The organism is Thermus islandicus DSM 21543 (genome assembly GCF_000421625.1).
GTDB lineage: Bacteria > Deinococcota > Deinococci > Deinococcales > Thermaceae > Thermus > Thermus islandicus.
The window spans coordinates 1-14,003 of sequence record NZ_ATXJ01000022.1 but is presented as its reverse complement, the minus strand read 5'-3'; the positions used below and the strand labels follow the sequence as shown (position 1 = coordinate 14,003).

Below are 14,003 nucleotides of genomic sequence, written 5' to 3'. Positions count from 1 at the left end.
AGGGGCCTGGTTCGCCTGCTCAACTATGAAGTCACCCAAGAACTCTTGAAGCAGGCTAAGGGAGGGCGAGGAAGGAGTTTTGGGTAAAGCCCTGAAAGGGGGAGAGGCGAAGGCTAAAGAGGCTTAATCTTGTCCTGGACACATGCGCACGCGAAGTAAAAAAAGAGGAAGTCATGAACCTTAAAGAGTGCCTTTCTGAAGGGCGTGAACTGTTGATTGGGTCCAGGGGTGGCCATTAAGTGTCCTTCGCATGCGCGGACTAAGCTAGAAGGTTTAACACCCTCTTGCGTTTTAGCCGTGGGGGGTAAAAATGGCTCTGCCACACCCCTTCTTGCCTTAAACGAACTCTGGATCCTCGAGGCGCCTAAGGCCCTTGTGACCGATCCTCCAGGTCCGCTCCACCGCCTCTGGGGGTAGAAAGTACACCGCCAGGATGTCCTCATTTTTGTCCACCAGGGCCTCTAGCTTTCCCTTGAGATGGGCCCACTGCTCGCGGGTAAGGCGGGCTTCGAACAGGGAATACTGTCGCCTTTCGCCAAAGCCCTTGAGGAGCTTGGCCAGCTTAACTCGCCTCGAGTCCGATGGGGTATCGTAGGCGATGACGAGGTAAAGTTCCTTCATCGCACCGTGAAGGGTTCGTACTGCGGCAACTCCCCTAGGAGGTGCTTGACGAGAATGCGGGATTGGGCCAGGAGGATCTTGCGGTAGGAAAGGCTCTTGCCCAGGAGGGGGTGGCGCACCCGCTCGGCAAGGCGTTCTTCCCAGGCCCGTAGAAACTTAGGCCAGGCTTCCTTGCGCAACCTCGGGTAGCCCTCGGTGTCATCAAAGTCCTCGAGGGTGAGGCGGCGGTTGTTGAGGAGGGTGAGCACCACCGAGTCCGCCAGGATGCTACGGAACTCTTCCATTAGGTCCAGGGCCAACGAAGCCCGACCATAGCGAATTTCGTGCAAAAATCCCACGTAGGGGTCCAGCCCGGCGATATGAAGGGCGGCCTCACACTCCTTGGCCAGCAGGGTATAGGCTAAGGAAAGCAGGCTGTTGGCCGGGTCACGAGGTGGGCGGCGGCTGCGCTCGGTGAACTGGAAGCCTTCGGGCAAGAGGCTAGCGAAGGCCAGGAAGTAAGCATCTGCGGCCAATCCCTCCACCCCTCGCAAGGCATCCTCGTCTTGGGCCCCCTCGGCCTCGGCAAGGGCGCCCCGCAGGGCTTCCCAGCCAGGGGCACCGTTACGCCTCAGGAGTACCAAGCCGTTTCTGAGCTTGCCTAACACGAAGCGCCGGGCGAGGGCGAGCTTCCGCTTGGGTTCCAGGTAGGCCTTGAACTGAGCCACCCGTGCAGGAGCGTTCTTGGCCGGAGTGCGGGTGAGCCCAGCATAGTAAGTTCCGGTAAGGGAGAGGTAGTGAATCCCTATGCCCTCTTGGGCGCAGTGCTTAAGGAGGGCCGGGGTCACCACCGCGTTGCCCAGGATCACGATCTCCTCCACCGCGATGAGGGGTTTTTGCAGGAGCACTTCCCGTCCGGCCCGCCGGGTCACCTTGAGGGTGCCCCCTTCCTTGGAGAGGTAGGCCTCGCTTTCCAGAACGTAGACTACACCCACCTGGCCACCCCCTTCCGCCATAGCTCGGGTTGGCAGGCTTCCCGCACGCTGCACCCCTCGCATTTGGCAGGAGGTACCTCTACTCCTGGAGGGATCTGACTCTGAAGAAGGGCCCGCATCCGGGCCACAGCCTCCTCCACCGCGAGAAAGAGCTGCGGCGTGAAGACCACCTCTCGGCGGAGGTGACTTTTATGGTAGTAGACGAAACCCCGCTTGGCCTCAATGCCCCGCGATTCCGAAAGGCACAGGGCCTGGGCCGCGAGCTGCACGGCGTCGGAGAAGTGGGCTTCCTCGTGGGCCCGTCCCAGTTTGTATTCCACCGGACAGGCCTCCCCTCTCCGCCACTCCAGCCGGTCCACCACCCCCACAAGCCCTAGCCGGTCCGACCAAGCCCAAAGTCCGCTTTCCTCCCCCGGTTCTGTGTAGGCCCTTTGGTGGAGGTAGTGTCCCTCAATCAGATGGTGGTTGGCGTGGACCTCACCCAGGATGTACTCCAGGTAAAAACGCCGAGGGCAGTAGACCACAGTGTTTACCTTGGAGAGGGGTAGGTAGTCGGGATGGCCTCTTGCGTGGCCCATGCCTTACGCCTACCGCACCGTTGTCGCCCCTTTAGGTGACGCAGAGTTGTCACTGAAGGTGGGGACACGGGGTCTATAGGGTGGAACCCATGTGGCAGGGTTTACGCTTAAGGTGGGTTTTGGCCCTTTTTGCCCTTGGGATGGCCGCCTGCAGCGGGAGCGAGTACAACGCGAGCGGCACCTGGGAGGGGGTGGCCACGAATCGGAGCTACCCGTACGATTCCGTCCCCGTCCGCTTCGTTCTGCGCGACCAAGGTGGGATTCTTTCGGGTTCCCACTACGCCTTTTTGTCTACGGGGTGGAACTATTTGGGGGAGGTTCGGGGTAGCCGTTCAGGCCAGGAGGCCAGCTGGCGCGTGGATGCCCCTAACGGCTATGTTCTGGTCAGGGGTACCTTTCAAGGGGAGACCTTCAGGGGTAGCTACGACATCACCGCGTACTCTTCAGGAAGCCTCTCCGCGGCCCTTTCCCTTTCCCGGACGCGCGCTCAGGCGTTGGCCTTGCCGCAGGGCGAGGGTCCCCTTGACGGGCTGACGCAAAAGGTGAAGGTGCTGGGAGGAATCCAGGTTCGTTGAGCCTCCCTGGGGCACAGGTGGGGTACCGTTGCCGGGCAAGGGCTTTGGGGATAAGATGATGCTACACATGGAAAGCCGCCTCCCGGATTTTGTCCAGGTTCTTAGGGAGCACCCCCAGGGGCTTTCCGTGCAACAGATTGCCATCAGGTTGGGAGTGGCCCGGCAGACCGTGTACCGCCTGCGGGAAAAGGCCCAGAGCCTCGGGGTTTGGGTGGAGACCCACAGGGAAAATCCGGAGGTTCCCCCAGGGTGGATGCGCCTCGAGGCTTCCCCGGAGATGGTCTTCCGCCTCACCCTGGAGGAGGCCGAAGCCCTAAGGGCCGCGGTGGAGCGGGTAACCCCCCTTACCCCTCTAGCCAAGAAGGCTTTGGAACGCCTGGCGCAAGGGGATCTGGCCCTTAGGGCTGCGCCCCGAGAAGAACCCCTCATCTACACCCCTCTTGCCGACGAGTACCCCGAGGGGCTCTTTGAACGGGCAGTGCGGGCCATTCGCAAGGGGATCACCTGCGAGGTCACTTACAAAAACGCCAAAGGTCAGGTCAAGACCTACCGCTTTGACCCTTATGCCCTCATCGCCTGGGACCCTCACCTCTACCTGGTAGGCGCCAACCACAACTCCCGACAGGCGGGCCACAACCCCGTAAAGGATCTGAGGCTGGACCAGATCCTGGAGCTCAGACTTACCCGTGAGCGCTTCAAGAAACCCGCTTTTGACGTAAGGGCCTACGCCCAAAGCCGCTTCCGGGCCTTCTCCAATGAGGGGCCCCCGGTGCGGGTCAGGGTGCGCTTCAGCCCCGTAAAGGCTGGTTTCATCCGCCGCACCCGTCGTCATCCCACCCAGGTGGTGGAAGACCTTCCGGATGGGAGCGTGGTCTGGCAGGTGGAAGTGCCCCTTTCCGAGGACTTGGTCCACTTCATCGTGGGTTACGGGCCCCACGCTACCGTGCTGGAACCCGAGGAGCTAAGGAAGCGGGTGGTGGCTTGGGCAAGGGGCGCGGTGGAGGCCAATTTGTCACCGGAAGGGGTGACACGGCGGGCCTAGACTGGGGGTAGTATGGGGCAGGTAACGGCAGAACCGCTTACTTTGGCTCAGGCCAAGCGGCTCGTGGCCGACGTGCACCACGGTGCAGCTCCTAAGGATGCCCTATTGCACTGCAAAGAGTGGACGGATAACGCGGAGTTTTCAGCTTTTCTAGAACGGATAGGGCCCCAATATCTACGCCATCTGCGCACCGCGCCGGGGAGGGCGCAAGGATCTTTTGCCCCTAGCGGCGGGGACAGGCTTTTGTACCTCCCTCCTCTTCCCGGGGAGGCTCAGCTTCGGGCCGCTTACGAGGTGGCGATAGAGGCGTTCCTGGAGCATCTTGATGCTCGAGGCTACCCCGTGGTGGAGCGGGGGGTGGGGTGCGTAAAGGTGTATGTCAGCGGCAAAGCCCCGCCCTTGGACATCCAGAGTATTTGGAGTGAATACATTGAAAAGGCCTTCAGCCTGGAGGGGCTTTCCGCTAGGCTGTTACCCCTTCTGAACTCCGTGCAACTGGCCGCGCGGGGGATCAGCGCCCCGAAGGTGCCTGTGGTCACCCTGGGGGCCCGGGATTTCCTTGCCGCCTGGTACTTGGCCAGCCTGCTTGGGGTCAAGGAGCGCCTGGTGGACCGGGATCGGAAGATAGACCGTTTGGAAGCTGAGGCTTCCGGTCTTCCCGAGGGTCCGCAGAGATCCAAGAGGCTCAGTGAGCTAACAAAGCTGCGGCAGGCCCAGGAAAAAGAGCGCAAAAAGTACGCGGATGCGCTTAAAGGAAAGTGGGAGGAGCTGGCAAAGGTCACAAGGAAGCAGAGCGGGTTGGAGGGTTTAGAGCGGGTTAAGGACCATTTAGATAAGGACCATAAGGACCCTTTAGATCTGTTCTGGAAGTGGCTGGACCCGTATGAAACCGAAGCACCCCAGGCCATCCAGAGGCTTAGGCCTTACCTGTCTCGTTTCGGTGCCGTGGCTAAAAACCAGCTCAGCACCGCCGTGGGCAACAAGTTCACTAAGATCCTCGAGGAGTTTCTCCGACTCCTAAGCCTTGAGGACCCGAAAGTCAAGGTGCTCCCCTTGGTCTCGGCCACTCCCTTGCCCTTGCGCTTTAGGGACCCGGGGGACAAGGCGGGCGTCTGCTATGGCTGTGGCGGTTCCCTAAGCCAAGGGAAGATAAGAGCGAGCAAGCTGGTCTTCGCCAGCCCCAGCCAGCGCCTGCAAAGCGGCAGCGGCCAGGAAGAACCCTGGGTCTGCCTCTCCTGCGCGGCCCTCGCGCTTCTTTCCCCCATCAAGCCTGGGGAGGGGAGCGTTTTGGTGCGGGTGGGAACGTACGAGGCCCCGGAGGCGGCCCATTACTTCGTGCGTCTCTTCGTTACGGGAACGCTCCACGTAGCCGCTGGACGGTATATCCAGCTCAATAGCCCCACAGTGGAACGGAGAAGGCCCCTTAGCCAAGCCTACGGCCGTGTGGTCTACGCGCTCCAGGCCTTGGGTGACCAAGTGAACGCAAAGGTGCTGGAGCGCTTCCCCTTCTACCTGCTGGAGGGGGCCAAGGAGATCCCCCTCCTCCCTAGGGCGCTGTGGCTTTCTCACGTCCTGCAAAAGGCCTTTGGTTCCCGGCCTATCGAGGGCGATACGGTCAACCGCGACCTGGGGGAGGCCCTGCGCTACGCCCTTGGAGACCTTCCTTGGCACGCCCTCTACACCCTGGCCCGTCGCTACGGCCGGGTGGCCGAACCACGCCTTTTGGACGAGGGCCTGCAAAGGTACGCGCTTCTTTTAAACGCAGAGAGGGGGGTGGATATGAAAGAAACCGATCTAGCCCAACGCTTCCGGGACGTAGCGGGACTCACAGGGCTCCTCGGTGCCTGGGTGGGGTACGTGGAGAGCAAGGTGGGCCGGAACACGCAGGAGGCCAAAAGGGCAGTGGTGAGGCTTCTAGACAACCTGGGGCGACCCGGGAACTTCCTCTACGTGGCCGCTTACAGCCTGGACAGCACCCAGGCCCGGCTTTACGAATCCAGCGGTCCCTTTTTCTACCGGGAGGCCATGCGGCTCCTCCAGGAGGCGGGGGCCGCGGTTCAGGAGGATGAAGACTCCCAAAGCCGCTTCCTGGTGGTTTCCCAAGACGATCTTCACCGGGTCTACGCCCATCTGGCAGGGCGTTATCCGGGCAAGGCGTGGGAGAGCTTCATCTACGAGGTGCGGTTGAGCTTGGCCTCGAGGTTCCCCCAGTACATCCGCATGGGAAAGGAGGATTAGGATGGCAAGTGGACTCAGCCCCCAGACGGAACCCCTTTACCACTGGGACATCTACGCCGTGCTCTACGCACCCCAGGAGGTCTATTTCGGTCACGAAACCCAGGTGAACGTGAACCTCATTGAGACGGTGATCCTCCCTGACGGCAGCGAGCGGGTTTACCTTTCCCCTACTAAACGCCGGGGGGTGGAGCGGCGGGAGCTCCTCTACGCTGCCGTGGAAAGGGACGGGAAGCACTTCTTTCTTACCGACCTCCTGGACTGCGGCATTCCCAACACCTGCGGCGATGAAAACTGCCCCATCTGCCGGGTTTATGGGGCCTTGGTCACGGAGAAGAAGGGAGGTAGAGAACGAACCACCTTTATTGGCCGGCTTACCCACGGGGGCGGGGTGGCCATACCTGGCCTGGAGCCTCTAGAGAAGCAGCGGGCCATGCACCCCTCCAACCTTAGAAGGGAATCGGGGGAGGAGCCTCAGCCCTTCAAGCGGCAGTATGGGGCTCCTGGTCTGCTTTTCCCCGTTTATAACCACGTTCTTTCCGCCAGCGAGAAGGAGTTCCGACCGGTAGCCTACGCCTTCCTCAAAAGCCTTCCCCGCCTTGGGGCTGGAAACCCCAAGGGGCTGGATTTCTATGAGGACGGGGAGTTCGGGCCTTACCTGGTCCTGGACCGCTACAAGGCTCCTCTAGGGCGGCGGGTGGTCCTCCCTCCCACGCTCAAGGATCCCGGCGAGGCCCTTGCGGAGTTCCGGCGCCGGGCGGCGGACGCTCCCCAAGGGGAGGCGCTGTTCCGTCGTTACCAGGGGAAAGAGGCCCTAGAGGAGCTCCGGCGCCTGGCCGAAGCTTTCGTGAGTCAAGACCTGCCAGATTTGGCTATGCCAAAGGGCTCCAAGTAGTTATGTTTGTGGTACCCCTTTACATACGACCCACCTCGGCCCTTACCTTCCGGGTGCTTCCCGGATCCATCCTGGACATCGCGACGTACCCCTTCCTTCCCCCTACCACCCTTTCCGGGTGGCTGAGGCGTCTTTTCTGGGCCCAAGCAGGCCTTCTTCCCCCGGATCAAAGGAAGGGGAACAGTCCCTGCTTCTACGTCCTCCCGCGCCGGTATGTGCCCTTGGGGGCTTATCCCGTGGGGGGGTGGAGGATCCACCGTACTCACCGGCACGGGCCCCGGACGCTCAACCACAGCGAGTTTAGCCGCCTCCGCCGACAGGGCAGCCCCCCCAAGGGAGGGGATCTTCAGCTGCACACCTGGGAATACCTCGTGGTGGAAGAGTTTCTGGGGGCGGTCTTGGCCGAGAAGGAAGAGGAGCTCACGCCCTTCTTGGAGCTTGAGGGTTACGGGGCCAAGCTCGGCAAAGAGGGGTTCGCTTACCTCGAGGCCGTGGGCGAGCCCCGCGAAGTAGATCCTGAGGAGCGTGAGGACGAGCCCTTGACCCCGGTGAGGGCAGAGAAGTGGCAGGGGCGGGTTCAGGGGGCCTATCCCATCTACCGCTTTGCCTTTGGGGAGGGCGAGGACCCTGAGCCCGCAAGCCCCGAGCCAAGCCCGGTCACAGGGTACGAAGGGGCGTACTTCGTCCTCCCGGAGGGGCGAGGCCGGGCCAGGGGGTTCTCCTTGGAAGGGAGGTTTTTCGCCTGGGATCTGGTGGACTTATGGGTGAAGGGATCGGCAGGGTCTTCTTCTTAGCGGAGGAGGTGGGCTTCCAGCCCCTCTCCCACCATCAGGGGCTTGTGGTCCAGCTCCTGAAGGCGTGGCGGGAAGGGGAGGCGCCTTTGGCGCTTTCACCCAAGACCAAGGAGCGTTTGTTCTTGGCAGCAGAACACCACGACGATGGCAAGCGGCTTACCTTCCGCATAACCGAAGAAAAGGGTAGGCTCACCTACAGCTTTCGCGGGCATCGCTTCCGGATCGCCCAAGAGGTGAAAGACCCCTACGCCCAGGCCCTGATCCGCGGCCACCACGATTACTCCACCCCCGAGGTGGTGAGCGCGGCCTCGGACTTTGTGGCGGAAGGCCTGGCCCACCGCTTCCCTGAGGACCTTTTCCTCCTCATGATGGCCGATCAATTGGAAGCGGAACTCGCGGTGCGGCTATGGGAGGGAAAGGCGGGGGAGGTCCGCTCCTTCGTGGAGTTTGATCTTTTCCCCGACGGCGAGGACGGGTTCTTCCTAGACCCCTGGCCCTTCCGGGAGGACGAGGTACTTCTGGACTTTTTGGCCTACTTCCACCCCTACCGGGGCGAGGAGGCCAAGGTAGTGGAGGGTTGGGGGCGGGCTTTGGTAGAGGCCTTGGAGGAGGGAAAGGAACCCGAAGGGTTCCAGAGGAAGGAGCGCCGGGTGCGCCTTAGGCCCTGGGCGGGTGGGGCGAGGAGGGAGGAAGACGCGGAGGCCTTTTACGCCAAGTTTTCCCTGAAGCCCACCCCCTTCCAGAAGGAGGTTTTTGAGATTGCCAGGGGAAGTCCGGCGCACCTCCTCCTCGCCCCCACGGGAACGGGCAAGACCGAGGCCGCGGCCTTTCCCGCGCTGGCCCGGGGGGAGCGGCTGGTCTTCGTCCTGCCCACGCGAAGCCTGGTGGACGACCTGGAGGAGCGCTTCCGCCGCTACCTCAAAACCCTGGCCCGAGAAGAGGGGCGGCCGCAGGCCTTGGTGGTAGACACGGGTCACCGGCAGGTGCGCTTTCGCTTGGGTGCGGATGGCCAAGAGGAGGCCACCGCGGAGCGGCACCTTTACCATGCCGATGTGATCCTCACCACCTTGGACAAACTTCTCTACCGCTACTTCGGCTACGCCGCAGGGGCCAAGTCCTACACCTTTCCGCGGCGAATCCACGACCGGAGGACACTTTTTGTCTTTGACGAGGTCCACCTGTACGAGGCCACTGCTTGGGTCAACTTCCGCCGGTTGATCGCCTCGCTATACAAGGCGGGTGTGCGCTTCCTGGTCATGAGCGCCACCATGCCTAATACCTACACGGAGGAGCTTCTCCTCGAGGGCATCCTGAACCATCCCCAGCAAAGGCGGCCAAGCCGGGTGCTCCATTACTGTCCGCAGGGCGACCTCCCGGAAATTGTCCAAAAACATCGGGGCAAGCGGATTTTGGTGGCCCTCGAGGAGGTCAAGGAAGCGGTGGAGGTATACCGGAGGCTTAGGGGAGAGGGGGTTTTCCTTTACCACGGCCGCCTGGCGGAGGGGCAGAGGAGGAAGGTCTTCGCGGAGGTCAAGCGCCGGGACAAGGACAAGGAACCCTACATCTTGATCACCACGCCCGCCATAGAGGTGGGGGTGGATCTGGATGCCGAGGTCCTCATCAGCACCCTCTGCCCCCCGGAAAACCTCATGCAGCGCCTTGGCAGGGTGAACCGGAGGGGAGAGGGCCGGGGGGAGGCTTACGTGGTGGGCCAGGAGTATCCCCAGTACCTGGGGGGCCTGCCGGAGGGATACGTGGAACTCCTGAAGGAGCTGGATGGCACGGACCTGGCTGAAGGAGGGGAGGAGCGCCTCCGGGAGGCGATCCGCTACCCCAGGTACCTGGACCTCCGGGCGGAAACCCTTTTTGAAGCCTTGTGGGAATATGTCTATGGGCTAGACCTCACCCAAGAGCCCCTTCACCGCAAAGGCTTTGTGGCCACCCGTAGCTGGACGCCCAGCGTTCGCCTGCGCAAGGGGGAGGACGAGGTGGAGGTCCCCATAGACCGGCTTATCGGTAAGAAGGAGGAGCTCACCCCGGTGGAGGTGGTGGAACGGCGTTTTACCGACGGAGAGGAGGGTAACCGACGCTGGAAAGAGGTTCCCTTGCGCTCGGGGGAGCTTTATGGGCGGGAGCTGGTGGTGGATTACCCTTACGAGTACGATCCGGAACTGGGTTTCGTAGAGCTCCCTAAGGTTTTCTTGCGGATTCGCCATCCGGACCCTCAACGGGTCCAACTCCTGTTCGCGCCTACAAGGGGCATCGGTACAACCTCGGGAGAGGTTCTGGACTCTGACCAGATCTCGGAGGGTGGCAAGCGGGTTCTCTGGTACCTGGGGGAGTCGGCCGAGGTGGAGCCCGTTGGGGGTGGGGAGGAGGCCGAGGAAGAGGAGGAAGAGGAGGAGACCTGATGCCGCAGGCCGTGGTCCTCGAGCTCATCGGGGAAAAGCCTCCCCTCTACCCCGCCAAGTACGCCCACGGCCTCTTCTTCACCCTACTTTCTCGGATAGATCCTCTGCTTGCGGAGAAGCTCCACATGGCTCCGCGGAAGCCCTTCACCTTGGCGCCCCTTTCGGAGAGGAGGGGGGTTCTCCTCCTCCGCCTCACCACCTTGGACGATGGACTTTTCGCGCCGTTTTTGCGCGTGTTGTTGGAGATGGCCCCCGAGGGGTTCCCCTTGGGAGACACCCCATACCGGCTGGCGCGGGTCCTGGCCACAGGCGAGGGACATCCCCTCGCCGGAGCTGCTTCCTGGGAAGAACTAAAAAAAGCCCCGAGGCGGGAAAGGGCCACCCTGCGTTTCCTCACCCCCACCGTCTTCGCTACCTCAAAGCCGGGCGGGCGTACCCGCTACACCCCTCTGCCCGATCCCCGGCTCATCGTGGGCTCGCTTCTGGACAAGTGGCAGGCCCACAGCCCCTTTCCCTATAACCCCCGGGTAGAAGCGGCCTTGCGGGAGCTCTTTGCCCTGGATATCGAGGTCGCGGGCTTCCGTAACCTGCGCTTTCGGCGGGTCCAGGCAGGTAAGGGCTTTTTCCCCGGCTTCACCGGGGAGGTGACCCTCAGGCTTTGGAGCGAGAGCCTCGAGGCCCAAGAAGCCCTAGGGCGCCTGCATACCTTGGCCTTCTTCAGTGGGGTAGGCGCTAAGACCCCTTATGGCATGGGCCTGGCCCTTCCCGTGGTGGAAATCCCTAGGAGCTAGTTTGCGGCTCTCTGCGTGAAGGACCGGACTTACGCGGTGCTGAAGATCCCCGATAAAATGGGCCTCCGGTGACTAGGGAGGCCCAATGAAGAGGATACCACGGCCTGTTCCGCGCGCTCTAGAAGCTTCAGCTCAAAGCCCCATCAATACCTCCGCCCTGGCCGAGGTTACCTCATCCAGCGCTGCCGCTCAGGCAAGCTGGGCCTGAAGAAGACCCGGGATACCTCCACGGGGGCTTGGGTGTTTGGGCTGTCCCTGGGGGTGCTGGCCTGGACGGACGGGAAGCGGCGGATTCCCCTGGCCTTCCTGCCCTACTTCGGGGAGGAGAGCAAGCTGGATCTGGCCCTGGCCCTGCTGGAGTGGGCGGAGGAGCAGGGCTTTCAGCCGGAAGGCGTACTGTTTGACGCTTGGTACGCGGCGAGGCAGGTCTTGGAGCGGCTGAAGTTGAGTTTCTACCCATGCCGAAGGAGACTTATCGCAGGTAAGCTGAGCCTGGATTTGAGCCTTCTGTTACCGGTGCAGGTGGAGGCCGCGGGAGGGGGTGAGGGGGAAGAAGGCTGCCCTAGAAATCTTTTCCTTCAATCCCCTCTCCCCCCTTCGCCTCTTGGGGCTCGCTGGAGCCCAGCGGTCTAGTCCGGGTAGGTAGTCGGTTCCACGCAGGGCGAAAGCTGATCCTGGATTGCAGTTAGAACATCCTTCTCGCGCTCCTCAATGAACTTCTCAAACTCGCTAACAGCGCTTGGGCTCGTACTGGAAGCCTTCGAGAAAGCCTTTTCCGCCCCAGGTCCTATCAAGTGGCTTCGGAAGGTGTTCCTCACGCTCCTGCCGCTTGCTCTGTGCTCGAGGACCATGTTGCTACTGTAGAAGACATCCGGATCCTTGCTCTTTTTGGCCTTGTTTACGCTGGACTCTAGCAAGGTGAAGTTGAGTACCGAGTTAATCCACTTATGCCTCGACCAGGGTTTTGCGCTATCCTTTGGGAACATATGGTCAAGCTGAAGGTTCGTTCCGGGAGAACCACCGTTCAGCAGGTTCTTAGCCCCTGCCAAGGCAATCAGGTTGAGCACGGCCTTGAAAATGGTGGATTTGCGATCTTGCTCTGATTTAAGGTCCAACCCCGGGGGGACTGCGCCAGAAATCCAGGAGGGTTTGTCCGAGGTGCCTAGAATCCAGCCGGTTACCTGGTGGAAATCCGCCATGGCCGTGGTATCCACCGACTTTTCATAGCGCTCATAGAACACACTATGCCAGTACCAGCAGTCCACCTTCTTACGGGCATTCGGATCGCGACTTATCTTCTCCACGTGGATCAAGGCAGCGAGGGGAACGAGCATAGAGGTGTACGGAATCCACTGGGGCTTGAGCGCTCCGTAGTCGTTGATTACCCGATTACAGGCCTTCTCCAAGCACGAAGCAGCCTCGTCCCACAAGTTGCGGAAGGAGGTAAAGGTATGGCCTGCGGGACTCGTGACCGTCTTTCCCGTAGTGAGGTCGCTTGCGACACGGTGCAGATGTTCCAAGAGCGCGTTCTTTTTGACCGAGCCCCCCGTGATCAAAGCCATGATTCGCAGGAGGTCGTCGGGGTCTATCCACTCGCCTTCAATGAACGTTTCCAGCCCGGGATGGGTGGTGGGTAGATCATTCCACAAATCCCTGAGGTTAACATGGCCATGAAGCACGGGAAAGAGGTGGGCCACCGCGAGGTCAAAGAGGGTAAGCCTGGTTCCTTTGGAGTTGACATTAACAAACAAAGGAGCTATCACTCTGATTACATCTGAGGGCGTAAAGATAGACGAGAACGAAATAACGATCGCGACAAATGCGTAGTCCAACAAGGGGCTAAGAAAGTCACTAAGCTTGCCCTGCTCCTGAAGGTAGGGGCTTTCTGTGCCCATGAGATAGGCCTGTAGAAAAGCACCACTACTTGCAGACAACAAGTCGTAGAGGGTCTTCAGATAGGGGGGGGAAGCACCTTCTGGCAAGAAGGAAGGGTCAACGGGGCCAAAGGGTAGCGCCTCTCCCCTGATCCACTCGTCAACCAAGGTTCGAAACTCGGGCGAGCCTTCGGGCTCTGCTGCCACCGCCTCATCAAAGTCTTCATCTAGTAGCTCACCTAACTTTAAGAAGAAACGGTAGGGCTTCTTCCCCTTAGGAAGGGAGACGCTTGGGTGGCGGAAAGCATAATACACCGAGGAAATTCGTTGCTGTCCGTCCAGTACAGAGTAAGCCGTGGTAAGATGGGAAGGTCCGGAAGAGCTGGGGACTCCGTAGATCAGTCTGTGAGCGAAGGGAGGTGTCATGGGATTAAATTTCAACATCAGAAGAGTTCCAGCAAAGTGTCCTTGGACAAGGCTAACCAGGAGCTGCCGGATTTGCTCTGGCTTCCAGACAAGCTCTCTTTGGAACTCCGGAATCTGGTACTCGTGCCCATGAACACTGCTCAGGAGATCGGCAATCTCTATGTGATGATGGCTACTGCTAAACTTCCCTCATTTGCACACCCCCTGCGGCTACCCTACGATATCACCTCTTCCAAAAGCGTTCGCGCAACTGCTCGCCAGAAGAGTCTCCCATGGCGATCTCGCCAAAGACCCCTGCGCTTGCTCTCCCGCCATGAGCTAAGGAGGCCGGGGGAAGAAAACCCGTAAACCAGCCAAGGGGCTTCTTCAAGAATCCTGCGGAGCCGCCACCGGAGCCGCCACGGAAGGTCTTCCAAGAAGTGGTGGTGGCGCCACCACCACTCTTCCCACTCTTCCCGCTCTTCCCGCATCTCTTCCCACTCTTCCCGCATCGCCCTGAACCACTCCTCCCACACCTCCCTCGGAAAGGGGGGAAAGGCCGCCGGGAAGGCCGCGGCCGCGGCGTACCCCCGGTACTCCGGAGGCTGGCCCTGGATGAGCCGGGCCACCTGGGCCGCCTCCTTTCCCTGGAACCGCTTGAAGGCCACCAGGTTCGCCAGGCTCTCCTCCACCACCCGGCCCCAGCTCTCCCGGTAGGGGTCGGGAAAGAAGTCCGCGGTGTCCATGTAGGCGTGCCCCAGCTCGTGGTAGTAGACCTTGTCCTGGACCAAGGAGACGGGCACCCCTT

The 14,003-nt window shown here is 61.2% G+C and carries 10 protein-coding genes and 2 pseudogenes; 7 read left to right on the top strand and 5 right to left on the bottom strand.

The window, feature by feature from the left end:
* Nucleotides 1-336: 336 nt before the first annotated feature.
* The 3 genes from cas2 to cas4 are packed head-to-tail and all read right to left on the bottom strand — an operon-like array spanning nt 337 to nt 2,173.
* Nucleotides 337-621: a CRISPR-associated endonuclease Cas2 gene (cas2, locus tag H531_RS0111100; protein ID WP_022799407.1), complete on the bottom strand. Its 285-nt coding sequence runs from the start codon at nt 619-621 to the stop codon at nt 337-339.
* Nucleotides 618-1,595: a CRISPR-associated endonuclease Cas1 gene (cas1, locus tag H531_RS0111095; protein ID WP_028490815.1), complete on the bottom strand. Its 978-nt coding sequence runs from the start codon at nt 1,593-1,595 to the stop codon at nt 618-620. Before cas1 ends, cas2 begins: the two co-directional genes overlap by 4 nt.
* Entirely contained in the window at nt 1,586-2,173 is a 588-nt protein-coding gene (gene cas4 / locus H531_RS0111090; RefSeq protein WP_022799405.1) for a CRISPR-associated protein Cas4, read from the bottom strand. The genes cas1 and cas4 overlap by 10 nt, the downstream gene beginning before the upstream one ends.
* A 642-nt stretch (nt 2,174-2,815) precedes the next feature.
* On the opposite strand from cas4, the gene H531_RS0111080 reads away from it, so the two are divergent.
* From H531_RS0111080 to H531_RS13515, 7 genes and pseudogenes are all read left to right on the top strand, one after another.
* Entirely contained in the window at nt 2,816-3,790 is a 975-nt protein-coding gene (locus tag H531_RS0111080) for a helix-turn-helix transcriptional regulator (protein ID WP_022799403.1), read from the top strand.
* A 294-nt stretch (nt 3,791-4,084) separates the two neighbouring features.
* The gene (locus H531_RS0111075; RefSeq protein ID WP_245540683.1) at nt 4,085-6,028 is read left to right on the top strand and encodes a hypothetical protein; all 1,944 of its coding nucleotides are present in this window, start codon (nt 4,085-4,087) and stop codon (nt 6,026-6,028) included.
* Nucleotide 6,029: 1 nt separating this feature from the next.
* Nucleotides 6,030-6,920 carry a hypothetical protein gene (locus H531_RS0111070; RefSeq protein ID WP_022799401.1) on the top strand — a complete coding sequence of 297 codons (891 nt, stop codon included), beginning with the start codon at nt 6,030-6,032 and terminating at the stop codon, nt 6,918-6,920.
* A gap of 371 nt (nt 6,921-7,291) precedes the next feature.
* Complete coding sequence (locus H531_RS14910) at nt 7,292-7,714, top strand: hypothetical protein (protein ID WP_245540682.1); 423 nt, start codon at nt 7,292-7,294, stop codon at nt 7,712-7,714.
* Nucleotides 7,681-10,125, top strand: coding sequence for a CRISPR-associated helicase Cas3' (gene cas3, locus H531_RS0111060; protein ID WP_022799399.1), 2,445 nt, complete (start codon nt 7,681-7,683; stop codon nt 10,123-10,125). The genes H531_RS14910 and cas3 overlap by 34 nt, the downstream gene beginning before the upstream one ends.
* Entirely contained in the window at nt 10,125-10,916 is a 792-nt protein-coding gene (gene cas6, locus H531_RS0111055) for a CRISPR-associated endoribonuclease Cas6 (RefSeq protein ID WP_022799398.1), read from the top strand. Before cas3 ends, cas6 begins: the two co-directional genes overlap by 1 nt.
* Nucleotides 10,917-11,001: 85 nt before the next feature.
* Nucleotides 11,002-11,405, top strand: a pseudogene (locus tag H531_RS13515) (IS701 family transposase); the annotation flags it as partial.
* A 140-nt stretch (nt 11,406-11,545) separates the two neighbouring features.
* On the opposite strand, the gene H531_RS0111045 reads toward H531_RS13515, so the two are convergent.
* Both H531_RS0111045 and H531_RS14525 read right to left on the bottom strand, forming a co-directional pair.
* Nucleotides 11,546-13,360 carry a GmrSD restriction endonuclease domain-containing protein gene (locus H531_RS0111045; protein WP_281167155.1) on the bottom strand — a complete coding sequence of 605 codons (1,815 nt, stop codon included), beginning with the start codon at nt 13,358-13,360 and terminating at the stop codon, nt 11,546-11,548.
* A 71-nt stretch (nt 13,361-13,431) separates the two neighbouring features.
* Nucleotides 13,432-14,003, bottom strand: a pseudogene (locus tag H531_RS14525) (hypothetical protein); the annotation flags it as partial.